At 47.1% G+C, this 21189-nt stretch carries 18 protein-coding genes; 7 read left to right on the top strand and 11 right to left on the bottom strand.

Going from position 1 to position 21189, the window contains the following annotated elements; all coding sequences use genetic code 11:
- Positions 1–192: 192 nt before the first annotated feature.
- Positions 193–1533, top strand: coding sequence for a cytochrome ubiquinol oxidase subunit I (locus A1OO_RS11390; protein ID WP_017003086.1), 1341 nt, complete (start codon positions 193–195; stop codon positions 1531–1533).
- The gene (cydB, locus tag A1OO_RS11385; protein ID WP_017003085.1) at positions 1530–2522 is read left to right on the top strand and encodes a cytochrome d ubiquinol oxidase subunit II; all 993 of its coding nucleotides are present in this window, start codon (positions 1530–1532) and stop codon (positions 2520–2522) included. The genes A1OO_RS11390 and cydB overlap by 4 nt, the downstream gene beginning before the upstream one ends.
- Before the next feature lie 105 nt (positions 2523–2627).
- Here the strand turns inward: cydB and A1OO_RS11380 are convergent, their stop codons facing one another.
- From A1OO_RS11380 to A1OO_RS11365, 4 genes are all read right to left on the bottom strand, one after another.
- Entirely contained in the window at positions 2628–3029 is a 402-nt protein-coding gene (locus A1OO_RS11380) for a type II toxin-antitoxin system death-on-curing family toxin (protein ID WP_016959951.1), read from the bottom strand.
- A complete protein-coding gene (locus A1OO_RS11375) occupies positions 3029–3199 on the bottom strand; it encodes a hypothetical protein (protein WP_016959950.1) in 171 nt (56 codons plus the stop codon). Before A1OO_RS11375 ends, A1OO_RS11380 begins: the two co-directional genes overlap by 1 nt.
- A 103-nt stretch (positions 3200–3302) precedes the next feature.
- Complete coding sequence (locus A1OO_RS11370; RefSeq protein ID WP_017003084.1) at positions 3303–3824, bottom strand: DUF2058 domain-containing protein; 522 nt, start codon at positions 3822–3824, stop codon at positions 3303–3305.
- Between the two features lie 234 nt (positions 3825–4058).
- Entirely contained in the window at positions 4059–4778 is a 720-nt protein-coding gene (locus A1OO_RS11365; RefSeq protein ID WP_017003083.1) for an SDR family oxidoreductase, read from the bottom strand.
- Positions 4779–4893: 115 nt separating this feature from the next.
- Here A1OO_RS11365 and A1OO_RS11360 point away from each other — a divergent pair, with 115 nt between their 5' ends.
- A complete protein-coding gene (locus tag A1OO_RS11360) occupies positions 4894–5820 on the top strand; it encodes a LysR family transcriptional regulator (RefSeq protein ID WP_017006458.1) in 927 nt (308 codons plus the stop codon).
- 53 nt (positions 5821–5873) lie between these two features.
- Here A1OO_RS11360 and A1OO_RS11355 read toward each other — a convergent pair whose 3' ends face one another.
- Positions 5874–6809, bottom strand: a complete 936-nt coding sequence (locus A1OO_RS11355; RefSeq protein ID WP_035008496.1) for a DMT family transporter — start codon at positions 6807–6809, stop codon at positions 5874–5876.
- Between the two features lie 116 nt (positions 6810–6925).
- On the opposite strand from A1OO_RS11355, the gene A1OO_RS11350 reads away from it, so the two are divergent.
- From A1OO_RS11350 to A1OO_RS11340, 3 genes are all read left to right on the top strand, one after another.
- On the top strand, positions 6926–7816 hold the full coding sequence (locus A1OO_RS11350; protein WP_017003081.1) for a LysR substrate-binding domain-containing protein: 891 nt from the start codon (positions 6926–6928) through the stop codon (positions 7814–7816).
- 195 nt (positions 7817–8011) lie between these two features.
- Entirely contained in the window at positions 8012–8623 is a 612-nt protein-coding gene (locus A1OO_RS11345) for a hypothetical protein (protein ID WP_016959944.1), read from the top strand.
- On the top strand, positions 8616–11552 hold the full coding sequence (locus A1OO_RS11340; protein WP_016959943.1) for a methyl-accepting chemotaxis protein: 2937 nt from the start codon (positions 8616–8618) through the stop codon (positions 11550–11552). The genes A1OO_RS11345 and A1OO_RS11340 overlap by 8 nt, the downstream gene beginning before the upstream one ends.
- Before the next feature lie 115 nt (positions 11553–11667).
- On the opposite strand, the gene A1OO_RS11335 is transcribed toward A1OO_RS11340, so the two are convergent.
- From A1OO_RS11335 to A1OO_RS11325, 3 genes are all read right to left on the bottom strand, one after another.
- A complete protein-coding gene (locus tag A1OO_RS11335) occupies positions 11668–14100 on the bottom strand; it encodes a methyl-accepting chemotaxis protein (RefSeq protein WP_016959942.1) in 2433 nt (810 codons plus the stop codon).
- 196 nt (positions 14101–14296) lie between these two features.
- On the bottom strand, positions 14297–15136 hold the full coding sequence (locus A1OO_RS11330) for an isopenicillin N synthase family dioxygenase (RefSeq protein ID WP_016959941.1): 840 nt from the start codon (positions 15134–15136) through the stop codon (positions 14297–14299).
- A gap of 174 nt (positions 15137–15310) precedes the next feature.
- The gene (locus A1OO_RS11325) at positions 15311–15874 is read right to left on the bottom strand and encodes a GNAT family N-acetyltransferase (RefSeq protein WP_016959940.1); all 564 of its coding nucleotides are present in this window, start codon (positions 15872–15874) and stop codon (positions 15311–15313) included.
- A 445-nt stretch (positions 15875–16319) separates the two neighbouring features.
- On the opposite strand from A1OO_RS11325, the gene A1OO_RS11320 reads away from it, so the two are divergent.
- Complete coding sequence (locus A1OO_RS11320) at positions 16320–16733, top strand: globin family protein (RefSeq protein ID WP_016959939.1); 414 nt, start codon at positions 16320–16322, stop codon at positions 16731–16733.
- Positions 16734–16801: 68 nt separating this feature from the next.
- Here the strand turns inward: A1OO_RS11320 and torA are convergent, their stop codons facing one another.
- The 3 genes from torA to torE all read right to left on the bottom strand — a co-directional run bounded on the left by torA (position 16802) and on the right by torE (position 20759).
- On the bottom strand, positions 16802–19279 hold the full coding sequence (gene torA / locus A1OO_RS11315) for a trimethylamine-N-oxide reductase TorA (protein WP_017003080.1): 2478 nt from the start codon (positions 19277–19279) through the stop codon (positions 16802–16804).
- Between the two features lie 13 nt (positions 19280–19292).
- Positions 19293–20471 carry a pentaheme c-type cytochrome TorC gene (gene torC, locus A1OO_RS11310; protein ID WP_017003079.1) on the bottom strand — a complete coding sequence of 393 codons (1179 nt, stop codon included), beginning with the start codon at positions 20469–20471 and terminating at the stop codon, positions 19293–19295.
- Positions 20472–20579: 108 nt separating this feature from the next.
- Positions 20580–20759 carry a trimethylamine N-oxide reductase system protein TorE gene (torE, locus tag A1OO_RS11305; RefSeq protein ID WP_017003078.1) on the bottom strand — a complete coding sequence of 60 codons (180 nt, stop codon included), beginning with the start codon at positions 20757–20759 and terminating at the stop codon, positions 20580–20582.
- Positions 20760–21189 lie beyond the last annotated feature (430 nt).

Here is a 21189-nt window from a genome sequence, read left to right as displayed (position 1 = left end):
TTTGAATACAATTCGAGGTAGATCCTCACGTAAACCTCCTATCGTATAAACCCATATATTGATATAGATCAATACATGACACCTTTGCAGACAGTCAGAGCGTCGACTTCACCCGATCACAACTCGCGTTTTTATTTGTACGTGTTCGCACGATACCCCCATTTTCGAGTTGTTCATGATTGAGGTGCCAAAATGTTAGAAACCCTTATGTTGTCGCGGATACAGTTCGCGGCGAACATCAGCTTCCATATCCTTTTCCCGACGATCACCATTGCGTTGGGCTGGATGCTGGTGTTCTTCAAACTCCGTTTTAACCGAACGCAAGATTCAGTCTGGCTGGATCTCTATTACTTTTGGGTAAAGGTGTTCGCGTTAACCTTCGCGCTGGGCGTGGTGTCTGGCATTACCATGAGTTTCCAATTTGGCACCAACTGGCCGGGCTTTATGGAACGCGTGGGCAATGTCGCGGGCCCGTTGCTGGGTTATGAAGTCATGACCGCGTTCTTCATGGAAGCCACCTTCCTTGGTGTCATGTTGTTTGGTCGTGGCAGAGTGGCGGATTGGGTACATACGCTCGCAACAATATTGGTGGCGGTGGGCACAAGCCTCTCGGCATTTTGGATCTTGGTGCTCAACAGCTGGATGCACACGCCCGCGGGTTATGAACTGATTGACGGCATTGTTCACGTTACCAGTTGGAAAGAGGTGATATTGAACCCGTCACTGCCGTATCGACTGGCACACACCTTGTTGGCATCTGGCCTAACTGCCAGTTTCTTGATTGCAGGTATTAGCGCCTATCAATACCTTAAAAAGCCCGATTATCGCGTGGCAAAAACAGGGCTGAAAGTCTCGATACTTGCCGCAGCAGGACTCATTCCGGTGCAGATTTTTGTCGGTGACTTACATGGTTTGAACACCCTTGAGCATCAACCCGAGAAAATCGCCGCAATGGAAGGAGTGTGGGAAACCCAAAATGGCGCGCCGCTTCTGCTGTTTGCGATCCCTGATGAAGATACTCGTAGCAATGCGCTGGAAATTGGTATCCCAAAGTTGGCGAGCCTGATCCTCACCCATGACTTACATGGTGAATTGGTTGGCTTAAATGATTTTGAAGATCACCCGCCTGTGTCACCGCTGTTCTATGGTTTTCGCATCATGGTTGGTATGGGTGTGCTGATGCTTTTGGTCGCCAGCTATGGCGCAGTTAGGATCATTCGTAAGCGCGAATTGCCAAAGCCATATCTATACGGGCTAGTGGCGATGACCTTCTCCGGCTGGATAGCCACTTTGGCTGGCTGGTATGTGACGGAAATTGGTCGTCAGCCTTGGTTGGTGAACGGTGTGCTACGCACTTCAGAGGCTGTCACCACTGTGCCAAGTGGCCATGTCATGATTTCACTGACGATGTATTTGGTGGTCTATGTGGTGTTGCTGGTGGCCTATATTCGCACCTTGTTCTACTTGGCGAGAAAGGCCATCCATGCCGAGCATAACACGCCGACTCCATCCACTCAGGAGGCAATCGTATGATGGATTACTTGCCGGAAATCTACTTGCTGCTATTGGGTTTTTCTGCCTTCATGTACGCCATTCTTGATGGCTACGATCTTGGTGTGGGTATCTTATTGCCCGCTAATCACCAAGCGCAGCGCGACAGAATGATTGCCTCTATTGGCCCGTTCTGGGATGCCAATGAAACCTGGTTGGTACTGGCGATTGGCATCTTGCTGATTGCATTTCCGCCTGCGCACAGCTTGATCCTGACAGAGCTTTATCTGCCTACCGCCGTCATGCTGGTTGCCCTTATCATGCGAGGCGTCGCATTTGATTTTCGCGCCAAAGCGAAAGCCGAGCGCAAAGACACGTGGGATCGCTGTTTTAAAGCTGGCTCGCTGATAGCGTCATTGTCGCAAGGCTACATGATGGGTCGCTACATAATGGGCTTTGAGTCGTCACCGTCTGCATACAGTTTCGCTCTATTAAGTGCGCTATGTGTCACCGCGGCATATGTCTATATTGGCGGGGCATGGCTGGTGCTAAAAACCGAAGGGGAATTGCAAATTCGCGCTGCGAGATGGTCTCGTCGTGCGGGTTGGCTGGCGGCGATTGGCATTGCTTCAGTGAGCATTGTGAACCCTATTGTTAACGAGCAAGTCGCCGATCGATGGTTCAGCTTCCCTGAAATGCTGTTGCTCGCCCCTGTACCATTGGTCGTGATGTCCATCATTTATCTGGTTGACCACTATCTGCGTCAAGTCCCGATGAAAGATGATTTGGGTGCAAGATGGCCTTTCTTCGGCGTAAGCATGATCTTTGCGCTCAGTTTCTTAGGGTTGGCCTATAGCTTCTTCCCGTATGTGGTGCCGGGTATCATGACGGCACAGGATGCCGCTAGCTCTCCCGCCACACTGAAGATTGTCGGTGTCGGCGCAGCGTTCGTCATGCCCATGATCTTACTTTATACCTTTGTGGTTTATCGAATATTCAGAGGGAAGGCAACAGAGCTTAGCTATCAGTAGGTTCTGGCATCAATAGAGCCAATTAACCGTTGATTTAGTTGGAAATAGATAAGAGAAAGGCGCACCGATTGGGGTGCGCCTTTGTGTTTGGATGTTGGCATTTATTTACTTAACAATATTATTTTCTTGAGCATATTGCGCGTAAAGAATGTCCGCAAAGTCGCTTTCTGAAATCTCTTCAAGGACCAAATCTCTCACCGCATCAGCTAATTTGTCATTGTCACTGGTCAGTTCAAAGTCATTCAATGACAAATACTCAAGGGCAACGATTAAACCCGTTCTTTTGTTTGCGTCAGGTAAGGCGTGAGCGACAGCTATGCTAGCAGTGTATTTTGCTGCTATATCAAAGATGTCATCCAAACCATCATAAACAATAGCATTGTCTATTCTCCCCAGAGCACCTTGTAACTTAGGTATATCAACAGAACCCTGCATACCCGGCTCTGTCGCTAATATGAACATATTTATTTCTACAACGCGCTCGAAAGGAAAACAGATAATATCCATTACATATCAGCTAATTTTTCAAACGTTTTACGATGCGTTCTCAAAGCCAACTTAGTTTCAGATTTTACAATTTGCTGCCCATGAACACCTGAAAGATCGAGTTTTTTAGTGGCTTTAATCTTTGGCCTCTCAATAGCACCTACACCATATGATTCGATTTTTTTGTTCATATTTATTACCTCAAAAAACCTAACACTCAAAGTATACTACCAAAAGAAAAAGCAAGTCGAATATGAGAAATACGGCTGACTCTTAAAAGACGTAGCGCCCCCATTACCACATCAAATCGTCAGGGATTTTGAAGTCTGCATATGGGTCATCTTCGTCAATCTCTTGCTCGTTAACAGTGTTGTTAACGATGATCGTCTCTTCGTCTCGTTGGCTAATTTTGTCTGCCACCACGCCGGGTACAATGGAGTAGCCATCAAGGTAGCGTGCAATCGCCAAACGGCCATTTACCAACTGAGCTTGGATGTCTCTATTGACGTAAAGTTTTTTCACCAACGTACCATCGGTGAAGTTGTAACCAATGTCGCCATCTCTACGGTCAATTTTGTTCATTTCGACAAGCTGTTTCACCTGTGCGGCAATCGCTTTCTTCTCAGCTTCAATCTGCTTCTGACGATTAAGCTCTTGGTCTTGTGCGATTTGCGCTGAGCGATTTTCTTCAACAGCGGCTTTAGCTTCTTTCGCCAAGGTACGGGATTTTTTAGACGTCTTCCCGGCTTTCTTCATTGCCTTTTTGTCGATAAGACCAGCTTTCAGCATCTGTTCTTGTAGTGTTAGTTTTGCCATTTTGACTCCGCCACGGGCACAGTATTATTAGTGATGGTTTTAAAAACGAGTATGCCCCGATGATACCATCGCTCACGCCACTTAAAAGAGCGAATAATCAAAGGTGGCTCATCTAAACTCACCATTACGCGTTTGCCAATCTCCCATTTTCGACTTCTCCCCGCCCACATAACGAAAAAGCCTCGGTATTTACCGAGGCCAATGCTTGTTTAAGCACAGAAATATTGACCGCTATTACGGCTGTTGACGTGTCGCCGTTAGCACTATTTCACGTACACATACATTCTGTGGCTGGTTGTATGCGTAGGTCACTGCGTTAGCGATGTCATCCGCCGCTAGAATGCCGCCCATGTCTTCTTTCCAGCTTTCGTAGCCAGCTTTTATTTCATCGCTCGTCGTGTGAGACAAGAGTTCGGTTTCTACCGCGCCAGGAGCGATGGTGATAACACGAACGTTTGCGGCTGCCACTTCTTCACGTACATTTTCAGAGATGGCATGAACTGCGAACTTGGTGCCGCAGTACGCTGCGTGGTTCGGGAATGTTTTACGGCCAGCGACGGAACTGATGTTAATGATGGTGCCACTATTACGCGCAATCATTGGTGCAAGGACGGCTTGCATGCCATTCATCAAACCGACCACGTTCACGTTGAACATGGTTTGCCATTCAGCAGCATCTTGGGTTGCCATGTCGCCCAGCAACATCACACCCGCGTTGTTAACCAGCAGATCGGCTTCGCCGTAAATGGCTTGTGCAGCAGCAACGGCATCATCGAAAGAGGCTTTGTCTGTCACATCCACTTGCTTACACAGGGTGTTTGGTAAGTTCAATGCTTCAAGGCGCTCTACACGACGTGCAAGCAGCAACAGTGGATGACCTTGCGCTGAGAATTGTTTTGCGATGGCTTCACCAATGCCTGAACTTGCACCTGTGATAACAACTAACTTTTTCATGCTCTACCTCGATCGGATTGTTTGTTTTTGTTATTGGGTGTTTCTTATTGAGGCTGCATTCTAAATAAGTCATGATTGTTGATATATATATCACAATAAAACTCAGTGTTACCTTATGAGCACCAATAGAGATCCATTGAACGACAATCTGCACGACATTCGTGCCTTCGTGGCCATTGCCGAATCAGGCAGTTTTTCAAAAGCGGCTGACAAACTCGGGGCTTCACGCGCGCATATGTCACGTCAGCTTAGTCAGCTTGAATCCCGTCTAGGCGTGCAACTCATTATTCGTACGACTCGATCTCAACGATTAACCACAGCAGGCGAAGCATTCTTTACACGTTGCCAAGCAGCACTGATGCAAATTGATGATGCGATCGCTCACGCAAGTGATGATGCCGATCAGATGAAAGGCGCTATCGCGGTGAATTGTGTTGGTGGGATCATTGGAGAATCGCTGATTGGCGACGCTATTCATCAGTTCTGCGCGGCCCACCGCGATATCCATGTTGAACTCGATTTCAGCTCAGAGCGTGTTGATCTGATCCAATCACGGTTTGATCTCGTCCTGCGCATGGGCACACTGCCGGACTCTCTGTTAATTGGCCGTGAAATGGGGAACATAAGAATTGGTACATATGCATCGCCTCGTTATTTGGCACTAAGCGGAAAACCGACACACCCACGCGACCTGCAACAACACGATTGCCTAACTGGCTCTGTGACGAAGTGGAAATACGTGAGTACCAATTCGCCAGTGCAGCACGTCGAGGTAGATGTCACCGGTAATTTACAATGTAAAAATGGACATGTGCTATTAAACGCGGCCTTACAAGGTAACGGGATATGTCGCTTGCCCGATTTGTACTGCAATGAGGCTGTCGCGGAAGGGAAATTAGAAACGGTGTTTACGGATTGGCAAGTTGATAAAGTGCCCCTTTATCTTCTCTATCACAAAGACCGCCACCAGCCTGCAAGGCTTAAAGCCCTGATCTCACATTTGATGGTAACTGTGCCACCGCAACTGCGTGCGAGCACATAAAAAACCACGCCACTCGATTAGCGCTTGGCGTGGTTTTTTGTGCAGTTTGGTGTTTACGCGGGTTCGATAGCTTCTTCTGTCACTTTTTGATTTGCCGCCAATGTTGCCGCTAAACTTGCCGCTTTTTTGGCTTTGCGTGCTTTGTGTTTCTCGCGCCCTGCCAACCAAATCAATGGCACCACGATCAAGGTCGTACCCACGATCATGATCATGTCGGGCACTTCGCCAAACAGCACCAAACCTACACCCACCGCACAGACTAAGCCGCTGTATTCCGCACTGGCGATTTTGTTGCTTTCCGCCGCGCGATACGCAATCACACAGGTGGCGGCATAGACCAAGATGAATGCGGTCGAACCGGCCGCGCGCCAGAATAGATCCAAGCTAAATGGCATGCCTTCATACAAAGCCAGCGCAAACGCGATGGGAATACCAATCAGGTTATGCAGCATCAAGGTCTGAGACACCGTTTGCTCACGTGGGATTTTAGGGATCAACAAGTTGTTGACCGCCAGCGTCACCGCCACAATCAGCGCAGAGGACGCCCCCCAATCAAGTTCTGTCGGACGCACCAAAATGAGCACGCCGATAAACCCAACCACCGCAGCAATAATTGACGGCGCGGACAATTTCTCTCGCAAAAAAATTGCAGCCAATGACAACATGATCAGTGGTGCCGCATAGAAAATGGCGTTCGCGGTTGCCAGCGGCATGGTCGTCAGCGCAATCACTGAAAAGAACACGCCAAGTAGCCATATATGGGCACGCAATGCATGCCATTTTAAGCCTTTTTTCAGGTTTTTTACGGGCGCCGTCAAACAGAAAGGAAGCAAAATGAGAACGGCAGACACCTGACGAAATAGGGCAAACTGGAAGATGGCCCCATCTGGTCCACCCTCCATGGTTTTCACAAGCGCGTCGGAAAACGTCGCGCTGAGATTGCCAAGAACCAACAATGTCATGGCCAACCCAACAGAAATAGTACGCACGATAAAGGCTCCGGTTCGTGATGGAGGATCAAACATTGATCACAAAAACACATACTAGCGCCGCTTTAGCATGACGTATAATGATGAAAATTCTTCTTTCATGAGTTATTTAGATAATGAAGTTTCCACCACTACGTGCCGTACAATATTTTGAGGTGGTTGCCCGTCTAAATAGCTTCTCTAAAGCGGCTGAACGCTTGAGCGTGACACAAAGCGCGGTGAGTCATCAGATCCGCTTATTGGAAGATTTTTTGGGTGAATCTTTGTTTGATCGCCAAGGTCGTTTACTGCAACTCACTGCTGTCGGTCAGCGCTATTACGATGACGTTGCTGACCCATTGCAAGCCATCGCTCGCGCCAGCCATCAAGTCAGAGAAGGCGTGTCTGGCCAACTTCGACTAGCCGTATTCAGCTCACTGGCGGTGAAATGGCTGATGCCGCAATTATCTGATTTTCGACAAAAACACCCTGAAATCGACCTCGCACTGGAAATGTTTGCCGACCACCCTCACCTCTCTGATAAGCTGGCAGACTGCTTTATTATCGATTTCGAGCCAGGGCGAAACTACCAGTACGATTTGCTTTACAAAGAATATTTATACCCCGTCTGTAGCCACAAAATTTGGCAACAAATCAAAGACAAGCCGTTGCCAGAAGCACTATGGGATTACCCATTATTATCTGTCACTTCATTAATGGAAAACGACTGGGCGCAGTGGTGTAAGTTGGGCGGATTTTCATTGCCAAAAAGCGTAAAAATTCATTCGTTCAGCCACATGCTGCTTGCGACCGAGGCGGCGCGCTATGAACATGGTATTACCTTTTTAAATTACTATTTCATGAACGAAATAGACCGCGAGCAGCTGGTGCGGATCCCCATGCATGAAATGCCCACCGGTGACAGCCTGTACTTTGTGTATAAAAAGCACCGCGCGCGTCAACCTGAAATTCTGCAACTCGGTCGCTGGTTGCAGCAAATTTCCTCCCAAGATGACGTGAATACCTAAACTCAACCACATCCAACAGCCTCAATATTCACCGCTTTTTACTTAACCTGTCTATTTCCTTGCCCCCTTGTTCTGATGGTGTGTTGAAACACGCGTTTACGTGAATTACGTCTAAACTCAAATGTGAGCCAAGGCTAATTTTTGAATCATGTTTCTTATTGTTAATAAAAGATAAGGCAAGGAATGAAGCAATCCATGTTGAATCAACATCACTCAAGTCCGCAATTTACGCTGCGAGGCACGGTAATTAACGGAATGTTGCTTTTCTGTTTTATCTCTTCTTATGGTCTAGCCGCAGAAAGTAATACGACGACAAACCAAACTGAATATGGTTACTCCGACCTATATGGCGAGCTAACTCCGACACAAGTCTATTCCTTGGTCAAAAACATTGATTCAATGGTGATGCACTATGCCTATCGATACAAACCCAAGATCTCAAGCTCTTTGCCACGAAATGTTATCCCGGTAAAAAACTACCGGCCAGAGCAAGTCTTTCTTGCATTGGCAAAATTGGGCGACGATATCGATCTGTTTGCTAAACAAGTGGGCACACCCGTTATCAAGCGTGTGAAACGACAAGGAAGCGAAGCCATTCCCGCAGAAGTCTTTTTGTTAGCGGGTGCCTGTTTAGATTCGTTGTCAACGATCCTCGCAACACTTGAACCACATAACAGTTTTGGTGACTTTTACTCTCATCGTCATTATGAGCGCACCAGAACCCCCTCCGATGTCTACGCCCTTGTCGACTTGATCCACAGAAAACTGACAGTGTTGGTCGGTGAACAGAGCAAACTGGATGAGTGAACAATCAATGAATTATAAACACTTTCGCTACACGATTGGAAAGCGCCTCGCATTAGGCTTTGGTTTGGTCCTCGCCATTTTGGTTGCTGCTGTCACCTTATCCAGCACTCGGCTAACGGACGTTCAACATGTTGAACAAGAGCTCGTCGGATCGACATTTTCGGCCTCCTTGGCGAGCCATCAACTCGTTGCAGAGGTGAATAAATCACTGGCCATCTTGCGTGGGTACTTGGTTTTGGGAAACCCTGAATTCAAGGAGGAACGCCAAGCAGTATGGGAAAGCATAGATAAACAATTAAAAGTGCTTGATTCGGAAATCGAAAGCGAACATCAACAAATGAATGGCTACAAAGAGAAGCTCGCCACGTTGACAGAAAGTCTAAGACAATATCGCGCAGCACAAGATGACGCGGAACGCATTGCCCACACGGTTGACGAACAACCGGCCATGAAAATCTACGCCCAGCAAGGCGAACCGATTGTTGTAGAGCTGATTGACTCGATTAATCGCCTAACTTCGATTGAACGAGGATTACCTGCAACGCCAAAAAGAAAAGAATTGCTCGGGCTGTTCGCCGAGTCCAGTGCTTCATTTTCTCTCGGTCTCGCCTCTATTCAATCCTATTTACTCAGTGGTGACCCAGCCTTTAAATCGACGTTTTCACAACAGTGGACCACAAATACGATCCTCTTCGATACACTCGAAGAACATAAGCACCTGCTAACACGTGAACAAGTGCGATATTACAATGACTATGCTGGTTATCGAGACCAGTTTTCACCCGTCGTAATGCAACTGTTTGCGGTACGAGATTCCGACCAATGGAACATGTCGCAATACCTATTGGGAACCAAGGCCTCCCCGCTTGCCACCCTATCTCTCGTGCTCATCGGCGAAATTGTAGAACTACAAAACGAGGCGTTAAAAAATGAGGTAGAAAAACTCAACTCGCTCAATAAAGAGATTGGAACGGTTCTCAAGCTAACGGGATTTTTTGGTATTATTTTAGGCATATTGGTAGCGTTTTTAATTACGCGATCAGTCACTTCTCCGTTGATCCGTATGACAAAAAGCCTCAAGACCGTATCAAGATGCGGGGATTACTCTCTTCGGCTGGACGTCAAAGGAAACGATGAAATTAGCCAGTCCTCTGAGGCATTTAATTCACTCATGACCGCCACACAAAGTGCCTTGAGTGAAATCAATACCGTGATGGCGAAGATTTCTGAAGGTGATCTTAGCATTCGAATCCAAGGCGATTATCGCGGCGATCTGCTTTCAATCAAAGAAGCAACAAACCGCTCCTTAAACAACGCCGAACTTGCAGAACATGCTAAACGAGAAGCCGAAGAAGCATCAAAAGACATTGCTGAAGAGAATGCGCAGGTCCGTCAGGCACTAGATTGCGTATCAAATAACATCATGCTGGCCAACAGCAGCAATCAAATCATCTATCTCAATGATGCCGCTAAAAATATGCTCATCGATGCCCAGGATGATTTTGGTAAAGAGATAAAGAACTTTAATCCGTCAAAAATTATCGGTGAACATATTGATGTATTCCATCGCGTCCCCTCCAAGCAGCAGAACATTCTTGCGAAACTAACCACGCCATTCAGGAGTGAATTTTTTGTTGGCGATAGAGTCATGTCAATCAATGCGATGCCCATGATTGGTTTAGCCGGTGATCGTATTGGTACTGTGATTGAGTGGAAAGATCGCACCGCCGAAGTCGCCATTGAGCGCGAAATCGCAGAGGTGATTTCGGGCGCCACCCGAGGAGATTTTAGTGGCCGCATCGAAATGGCTGGAAAAGAGGGCTTTTTCTACAACTTGGCGGAAGGTCTCAACGCACTGACAGAGAACGTCGAACTTTCGTTGGCTGACATGCAGCACATTCTCGCTGCCATGGCAAAAGGTGACCTCACTCAGCGCATGCAGAGATCCTACAGCGGCCGACTTGCTCAGCTCAAAAAAGACACCAACCAGACCATCGATAAACTCACGGAGGTTATCCAAAGCATTCGTGACACCGCCTCTACAGTTTCTATCTCCTCGCGCGAGATAGTTGCTGGCAATCAGGATTTAAGCATGCGGACTGAATTGCAGGCCTCTTCTTTGCAGTCAACCGCGGCGAGCATGGAGCAAATGACAGGCACGGTGAAACAAAGTGCCGAGAATGCCTTTTCCACCAAAATGGTGAGCATGAAAGCACGGGCTAAGGCGCGAGAAGGTGGCAATGCGGTTTCAAGAACGATTGCCGCCATGGATGAAATTAGAGATGCAAGCAACGAAATTGCTGAGATCATCGGCGTGATTGATGAAATCGCCTTCCAGACTAATTTATTGGCACTCAATGCAGCGGTTGAGGCGGCAAGAGCCGGTGAACAAGGACGCGGTTTTGCGGTGGTTGCAGGGGAGGTTCGTAACCTGGCACAGCGTTCCGCCAGTGCCGCGAAGGAGATAAAAGAGCTGATTGAAGCGAGTAAAAAGAAAGTCGCCACTGGCTCAGATTTAGTGAGTGAATCTGGAAAAACACTGACGGAAATCGTTTCAATGGTCGAGGATGTTGGCAGTAAAATGGAAGAGATTTCAGATGCGGCGCAAGAACAAAGCGTCGGCATTGAGCAAGTCAATTTGTCCATCACCAAAATGGACAATATGACGCAGCAAAATGCCTCCTTAGTAGAGGAAGCTACCACCGCCAGTGAAGGCATGTGGAATCTTTCTCAGGACATGACTGAAATGGTGGCGTTCTTTAATCTGCCAGAAAACGAAATGCCAACACGCAAAAACAACACCGCCCTCTCTGGCGGCAGCGCTGACCACCTGATCTTCGATGAAGATGAAGGCGACACGGTTTGTATTGACGGCGATAATCAAAGGGAAGAAGTCGAAGAAGACAATAACGGTGAAGACGACGAATAATAGGCGTAGCTAGCCTATCAAGTCTTCACGGAGGGTGTTTCAATACCTCAGCCTTGTCATCAAGCAAACAAAAAGCGGGCTTTCGCCCGCTTCTTTATTTTTCATATGCAGCTTACTAACTTGCACGAGTTTTAAAGAAGGTAACCAGTTCAAGCAAACTTTCCGCCTCAGCGAGTAAGTTCTCACTGGCTGCCGTGGTTTCCTCAGCCAAACCCGCGTTTTGCTGCGTCATATTATCCATTTCAGTCACCGCGCGGTTAATCTCGCCAATGCCTTGTGATTGCTCCTGAGTGGCCGTGCTCATGTCGCCAATCAACTTAGATACACTCTTAATGGCATCAACAATTTCGACCAAATTATTACCCGACTCTCTCACCAAATGTGTGCCGTCTTTGGTTTTATTGACACTGGCATTGATCAGCTCTTTGATTTCAATCGAGGCTTTGGCGCTTCGTTGAGCGAGGTTACGCACCTCTCCAGCAACCACCGCAAAACCGCGTCCTTGCTCGCCGGCACGCGCAGCTTCCACCGCCGCATTCAGCGCCAAAAGGTTTGTCTGGAAGGCGATTTCATTGATAACGCCAATGATGTCAGAAATCTGCTTACTGGATTTTTCGATCTCAGCCATCGCACCGACTGCCTCAAGCACCACTTTACCGCCGCGTTCTGCTTTTTGCGTGGCTTCATTGGCCAACATCACAGCACTTTGAGACGTATCTGCATTCTGCTGAACCGTAGCAGTGATTTCTTGCATACTCGCTGCCGTTTCCTCCAAGCTGGCTGCTTGAGATTCAGTGCGGTCGCTTAAGTCAGTTGTACCTAACTTTATCTCGCGCGCGCCACTGCCCACAGAGTTAGATCCTCGGACAATATCTGTAACCAACTTGTTGAGGTGGTCAATGGTTGAATTAAGCGCATTACGAACAGGTTCAAATTCTGCATCCAACGTCTCCCCCACCGTGTGATTAAGATCCCCCTTGGAGAGCGACAATAGACAATCACTGATCAAGGACACTGCGCGTTTTTTCGACGTGATATCGGTCGCGTATTTGACGACTTTAATTGGTTTTCCATTCATATCGCGAATGGGGTTGTACGAGGCCTGAATCCACACTTCGCGGCCGCCTTTAGCAATACGTCGAAACTCGGCACTTTCAAATTCACCGCGATTGAGTTTTTCCCAAAAGGCTTTGTATTCACGCGAACCACTTTCCTGTTGATCAACGAAAAGAGAGTGATGACGCCCTTGAACTTCTTTCAGCGTATATCCCATCGCGTTTAAGAAATTATCATTGGCATGGCGAATCGTGCCGTCCATGTCAAATTCAATGACCGCTTGGGATTTTCCAATGGCTTCAATTTGACCTTCAAAGTCTGAGTTTTTTAATTTTTGTGCCGTCACATCAGAGGCATACTTAACAACTTTGAAGGGTCGACCCGATGCATCCAGGATGGGATTGTAAGAGGCTTGTATCCATATTTCTTTGCCTCCTTTACCAATTCGCTTGTACTCGCCAGCCTGAAATTCGCCGCTACCAAGCTTTTTCCAAAAATTCTTATATTCTTGGGAGTCTCGTTGCTCACGGCCAACAAACATAGAATGATGTTTACCTTCGATTTCTTCTAATCGATAACCCACAGCATTAAGGAAATTGTCGTTTGCCTGGCGAATAGTGCCGTCGAGATTAAATTCAATCACCGCCTGTGACTTACCAATTGCTGCAACTTGACCCGCAAAATCAGCGTTTCGCAACTTGTGCACAGTAATGTCAGTGGCGAACTTAACAACTTTAAAGGGTTTACCATCCTCATCCAGAATAGGGTTGTAAGATGCGCTAATCCACACCTCTTTACCGCCTTTTCCTAGACGCTTATATTGCGCACTCTGAAACTCACCAGTCGCCAGAAGTTCCCAAAACTGTCGGTATTCTGTTGAACGAGCATAGTCAGACTCCACAAACATCGAATGATGCTTACCAACGATTTCCTCTCGCGTATATCCCACCACACCAAGGAAATTATCATTGGCGTTGAGGATGTTTCCTTTCATATCAAATTCGATGACACCTTGACTACGATTTATGGCATTGATTTGGCCTGAGTAATCAAGATTTTTGTTTTTATCTTGCGTGATATCAGTGACAAATTTCACCACTTTCCTCACGCTACCCTCAGCAGAATAAACCGGCGTATACGATGCCTGAATCCAGACATTCACCCCATTATTCCCCACGCGTTTGTACTCGGAGGAAAACGATTTACCATTCGCCAATTTGGCCCAAAAATCACGATATTCCATGGATTTTGCATAAGCGGGGTCAACGAACATCGAATGATGCTTCCCGACGATTTGCTCAAGGCCGTAACCCATGACTTTGAGAAAATTCTCGTTCGCAAATAGAATATGGCCCGAAGGGTCGAATTCAATGATCGCAATCGACTTATCAAGCGCAGCGATCTTGGCATTGGCATCGCTTCCAACGTCAGTGTGAGAGCCAATCACACTACCCATGGCTCGCTTCAAGTTTGATAAAAATGACTTTTGCATTAATGAGACTCCCGTATCCTCTTATAGAATACTAGTCGACGTCCTACATTCTTCCTCCCTTTACTCGTTTTAAATCAATCTTATTTGCCGACTATCCAAGCAACATCAAAATGCTTGTTCAACAAGCATTTTGTGGCGGATCAAAAAAGCCAGCATTTCGCTGGCTTTTTGTCTCGCGGGCACGTGGTGGCGGAGATTAAATCAGGCCAAGTTCGCGCAGGCGCTCCATCAAATAACGGTGAGCAGTATAACGCTCAGAAAGCACCACTTCAGGCTTTGGATGCAGGAACAAAGGCAATGAAATGCGAGACTTGCTCATGTCCGCACCTTCTGGGTTCACCACACGGTGTGTGGTTGATGGAAAGTAACCGCCTGATGCTTCCTGCAACATATCGCCAATATTAATAATGATGTTGCCAAAATCACATGGGACATCTAACCATTCCCCTTCCTTCCCAAGCACTTGCAGGCCAGGCTCATTGGCGGCAGGCAAGATAGTGAGCAAGTTAATATCTTCATGCGCGGCAGCACGAATCGCGTCAGGTTCTTCATTCCCGAGCATTGGCGGATAGTGCAACACACGGAGCAAGGTTTTATCGCTGCCGTCTATCATGCTCGACAGCGACTGCGAATATCGTGCGGATACGTCTTCAGGAGAGTGGGTTTCAACCCACGCAAGTAGCTGTTGTGCAAGCCCATTGGCCTGTTCATAGTAATCTTGCAGCTCGTCCTTAAGTGTTTCAGGACACTGACCCCAAGGGTAATAATGAAAGAACTCTTTGATGTCTTTTTTCTTTTGACCTTTTGCCACTTCAGACACATCTGATGGGAAAAAACCATCTTGGCTTTGAGGGTGAAAACGAAAGTTCGCTTTGTCTTCACTGTCAAAAAATTGCTGCCAATGCTCATAGATTGAAGCCACTAGATCTTGGCTAATAGGGTGGTTTTTGAGTACGCCAAATCCTGTCTCACGGAGGGATTCAACGAAACGCGCAGCGGCATCAGGCGCGTTGAAATCGACGGCTTCCAATTTCATGGTGATTCACTTTCTTTTGAATTGTTATTGTAAGCCGTGATTCTAGCAGTTGGCCTCTCTAGGGCAACATAACGAACATAGAATATTTCTCTGGATTGCCTGTGTAACGGTTATCGGTGAGGGGATTGAGCCAGTACAAGGGAGCAAAAGGTTACTCCCTTTTACAGTGTAAAATCACCCCACACTTCGAAGCCCACAGGCTGATTGTTGCAGAGACTGCCATTCGTCACGCAGTACGCCATAACGCAGTGAATCAAAATACTCCCCTTGGTAGAAACGCACTTTGCGAATGCGCCCTTCTTCTTGCATACCTAATGCACTGGCACATTTCATCATGCGGGGGTTGCCAGACCAAGTGGTGAGGCCGATGCGCTCTACGTCGTAGTATTCAAAAAGATGAGAGATCCACAAGGTCAGTGCTTTACGGCCAATTTGTTTACCCCAATGTGTAGATGCAAAAATGGTAATGCCTACTTCTAACCAACGCGTGGATTGCTCTTCCCAATAGCAAGAAAGATATCCGACCGCCTCTCCTTGATAATCAATCACCATGGCGGTTTTCGCTTCTTTGAGGCGCTTAAACAGATGGCGGCGAAATTGAAATTTTGATTGATGCTCTAAGGGAAAGTAAGGCGCGTCGTGCGCTTTCCACTCATTGTCCACATAGATAAAGTGCCAGAGATGATCCCGCTCTTCGGTTTTGGCGGGACGCAAACGAATATCGTCAAATGTAAACATGCTGCTCCTTGTCATGTCGCCGCTATCGCGGTCTTTTTTATCAATGTAACGCGAAGCTAGCGCCGATCAGGACAAACCCGTTATTTCCCCCAATGCGCTATTACCGTTAAAACTACTCCCAGTGAATGATACCCGAGCAACCTCAAGAAGCAGGATTCAGAGCCACTGTGTTTTTAAATCAGTAGCGTGCGCAAGCCTACAAACTATCGCTCAACAAACATCTTGAGGTTAGTTGGATATATATAGCTAATAGGAAATTCAATCATCCTACTGAGATCTGATTCTCAATTTTGATTACATGACGTTTGCAATATGGATGAGTCGTTGACGACATGGCTAACAAGTTATTGGACAAAGCGAAATGATTTCCTACCCTTTTGATAGAGCAAGCCACAATTCGCATAATAATTTTATACACAATGCACCATATTTGGGGATATCCGCTATGGCGTTAACAGCTCGGCAAGTCACGTTGATCACGAACAGTTTTCGCAAGGTAGAGCCTATCTCGCTTCAAGCTGCTGAAATATTCTACGACACACTGTTTTCATATGACCCGACACTAAAACCTCTTTTTAAGGGTGACATGAAGCAACAAGGTCGTAAATTGATGGCGATTTTGCATGCAGCAGTGAGCAGCTTGAACGCACCAGAGCAACTGCTTCCTGTATTACAGCAGTTAGCAAAACGCCACGAAGGGTATGGGGTAAAAAAAGCGCACTTTACGCCCGTAGGCAATGCATTGCTGCACACCCTCAAAGTAGGATTAGGTGATGATTTCACGCGAGAAACACGAGATGCTTGGGTCGAACTGATTCACTTTGTCGCAGACACGATGAAAGCAGAGATGGCGGCCTAAATCGCCACACTTGGTTGTTTTTTGCAAAAAAATAGCCGCTAAGCGGCTATTTTTTATGGATTATACACTTATGGCGCCACAACAATAGGACCACTAAACGCGTTCACCGCTGGAGCCTCACCTTTGAATTTCTCGTACTCCACAAGACAAGTATACGCACTGCACGCTTGTGCCAATTCTGACGTACCAATATCTAATGTCATGGTGTTTGGGTCACCATAGGTATCGATAGCACCAATTTCCGAACCTGTTGGACCATACCAAGCGCCCTCTTGTATACGAATCACACCTGATGGGTAATCATCCGACACCACAGCCCCAGCGATAAGCTGACCACGGTCGTTATAGACCCTAATCAAATCACCGTCTTTAATGCCTTTTGCTTTGGCATCAGAAGGGTTGATATAGGCGGGTTCACGTCCCTGCACCGTGTAGGTTTCACGAATGGCTGGCGACTCACACATTTGAGAGTGAAGACGTTTATCTGGATGGCAAGATTGCAGCCAAAATGGGAAGGACTCTGAACCGGGGCCGCCATGTGAACGCTCTGCTTTTTCAAACCACATGGGATGCTCTTGGCAGTATTCATAACCATAACTACCGATCTTCCGACTGGTTATCTCAATGAATCCGGATGGCGTACCCAGAGGGTTCAGTTCGGGATCTTCACGGAATAACGCATGACGAACAAAGGTATGACCTTCACCAAAACTCACGTAGCCATCTTTCCAGAACGTTTTAAAATCTGGCATCTCGAAGTTGCCTTTATTGGCCACCGCGCATTCATTGTAGAGTTTTTCCACCCACTGCATTTCGGTCATGTCTTGTGCAAATTCTTTCTCTTTACCAATGCCAAAGCGCTGAGTCAGCCCTTTGAAAATATCGAAGTCTGAACGAGATTGATAAAGTGGATCCACCAGCTTGTGCATAGCAAGCAATCCTGTGGCGGAATACGCGCCATAGAGATCAATATCGTTGCGTTCAAACTGGGTACAAGCAGGCAACACAATGTCAGAAAAACGGCAGGTGGCTGTCCACGCAAAATCAATGGTTACCGCTGTTTCAATGTTGTAGTAAGCCTTCTTCATTCGGTTGTGATCTTGGTGGTGGTGCCAAGGGTTATTACCACTAACGACCACCATCTTGATCGGCGGCAATTTCACTTTACTGCCGTTGTAGTTGATCTCTTTACCCGGCTCTTCAATGGCTTCTATCCAACGCGCCACAGGAATGGTGCTTGAATAGCCTTTGAAGTCACTATTGTTATGAAGCGGCGTCATACCCGGATCAAGGTTCCGAGGGAAGCCACCCGGCCCAGCTGCGCCTGTGGCAGGCTCACCAATACCGCTATAGTGGTGAGCGTATGATACGCCACCACCAGGAAGGCCAATACCGCCCAACATACTGGCGATAACCGCGCCCATCCAATATGGCTGCTCACCATGTTGCTGGCGCTGCACACACCAGCCAAACATAATCTGTGTGCGTTCGCTGGCAAGCATGCGTGCAAATTCACGGATCTTATCAGCAGGCACACCACAAATTGCTGATGCCCATTCAGGCGTTTTCTCGACTTTGTCTTTGGTTTTACCCGTCACGTAATCAACAAAGGGTTCAAAGCCTAGGCAATACAGTTTAATGAAGTCTTTGTCGTAAAGATCTTCGGTGTAAAGGGTATGTGCGATCCCCAACATGAACGGCACATCGGTTTGCGGATTGATATAGAGATGATCACAGCCGAGATAGTTCTGTGTTTTGCTCACCACAGGATCCACGGAGATCACCTTAATTTCACTTTTCGCGACTTTTTCTTTCAGCTCCGCAAAATAGCCGTATACATCATGGGTAGGACATTGCCATCCCACCTGTGCGTTTTTGACGGGATCGTTCGCCCAGATAATGATCTGTTTGGCGTTTTCCAACACCAACGGCCAAGAGGTTTGCTGTGCATACACTTCGGTAGAACCCAGCACGTAAGGCAAAATGGTTTGCCCTGCACCTGTTGAATAGTCACCGATTTTCTTCACGAAAAAGCCATGCATGGCAATGGCACGTTGCATGTGTGTGGTGCAACTATGGAATTGCCCAGTCTGACGCCAGCCGGTTTGGCCCGCTAATAGCCCTGATGGTCCATAGGTTTTCTGTACCCGCTCTAGTTCACCATAAAATAGATCCAGTGCTTGATCCCACGTGACACGGATAAAACGATTATCGCCGCGCGTGGTATTCCAGCCCTCTGTTTTCTTCAACCAATCCAATCGCACCATCGGGTATCTAACCCGCGATGGGTTATAGATCAGCCCTTTGATCCCATCGAGCATTTCGGTTGGGTGTTTGTCATGGCTAAACGCCACCACTTCTGCCACTTCACCGCCAACAACGCGGGCACGGAATGCACCCCAATGCGAGCCAGATGTGCGCCATGCTCCTTCTAACAATTCAGAGTTTGCTTCCGCATCTGTCGCGACAAGAAGGCTAGGTCCAATCGCGACCGTTGCACTGACAGATAACATGCGTTTTAAAAAAGAACGTCGATTCATCGCCATGCCGTTATCCCTCTTAGTGATCAGCAAAGGTGCTGGAATGTTTTTGCAAGTACTTGAGTACCAGCGCCTGGGTTGCCTGATCGAAATTCACAAAGCCCATCATGCCGTCAAACATACCCGGCCAAGTGTTAGCGTCAAAGTGCGCAACATCCGGTTGGGTGTGACACAAACTACAGTTCGTTTCATACGCTTGTTTGGCTTCCGTCCAAATAGGATCAACATTGTCGAGGAAGTTCGATTTTTTCGCCCACAGATCCACTTCTACACGCTGCCATGTTAGGCCGGTCAAATCGTCTTCTTTGGTTTCGAACGTTCTAATATCTGTTTGGCTCTGCGCAACGGCTTTAGACAATGCCGCCGAAGCGATATTCAAACCAAAGTCTTCATAAATTACGCGGCCAAAGCCTTTCATTTTGCGCCAACCTGTTATGGAAATTTTGATGGCGTCTTTTCTATCGTCAAGCACAGTCACTTTACTCGCAGGCTCAAGCACACCACCATCTTGGGTCAGGCCTTCATCGACATACATTTCTAAGAAATTGACGCTATAAACGGGTTTGTCTTTATCGAAACTGGTGCTGTGGGACATAGAAATAAGCTTGCCGAGCATGCCACCTGTTGAATCCATTTCAGCAGGAAGTTCGTGGGCAATCCCTTTATGACAATCAATACAACTTTGATCCCGTTCGGCTGCTTGTGTCATTTGCAGACGCGCTGCGGGACGCATATTTTCTATCTGCATACTCTCGTACTTATGACATGTTTTACATTCAGCCGAGCCGTTGGCTGAAAATCGTGCCCACTCATGCTGAGCAAGTTCTAGTCGCTTATCGAGGAATTTTTCACGCGTGCCTATCACGCCAAATACTTGGGCGAACACTTCTTTACTTGCCTGCATTTTACGGGCGATTTTATCCGTCCAATTGTGAGGAACATGACAGTCTGGACAAGTCGCACGCACCCCCGATGTGTTAGACCAATGCACGGTGTGCTGCAATTCGGGATACACGTTTTCACGCATGGTGTGGCAGGAAATACAGAATTTTTCCGTGTTCGTCATTTCCAGTGCGGTGTTAAACCCGCCCCAGAAAATCACACCTGCAATAAACCCACCTAGTGTCAGGGCGCCTAAACTGATTTTTGTTGCTGGGCGCCGCATGGTTGCCCAAAGTTTTCTTATAAATTCTTTCATCGATATCTGCTCTTGCTCATCAGGTCACCGAGTAACGTTGGTGCGACGATCTGGGTGATTTTCTTGCGCACTTTCACGCGTCAATTGAATGCAACGTTTGGGTGGGATTTAACCGTGTCCCGGAGGACCAAAAAGAAATATCTGACTCATCCAGATAAGAAAGCCATAACCGCCAATTAATACGACACTTAGGATCGGAAACAAAAAAATGGCGATAAAACAGAACGCCCGCCACTCAAAGCTTCTTTTCTCCGGTTCCTGAACAATATTGTTTTCACTGTGTTCCATAACGATGCCTCGCTCATCTGATGACGTGATCACCCTTCGCCATCAAGGTTTATTAGTATTTATCCAACTAGTCTAGGAGAACCATTTCGATTATGTGTCTCTTTATTGATGCAAATATCAATGCGAAGTCGTTGATTACAGTACGCAAGCAGATAAATCTGAACGGAATATTCAGAGGAGGGAAAAACTGAGAACACATAAATTCTGTCCGCTATACGCCATTTTTTTAATGGACTGTCGCTTTGAGCCTTAAGCTAGGCTATTTGGCCCCTGCTTTGTCAATCAGATACCCTTACAAACCATCCACAATCGAATCTCTCGGCGTTAACCTTAAGATATTGAAAAAACGTGTTTATTTAGTGATATTTGCGTTTTTCGTAGGGCTAGTAGTCAACAACATCTAGGCTCTGCCAATTCCATCACGCATTTA

The sequence above is a fragment of the Enterovibrio norvegicus FF-33 genome, assembly GCF_000286835.2.
GTDB lineage: Bacteria > Pseudomonadota > Gammaproteobacteria > Enterobacterales > Vibrionaceae > Enterovibrio > Enterovibrio norvegicus_A.
This window is presented reverse-complemented; position numbering and strand designations above follow the sequence as displayed.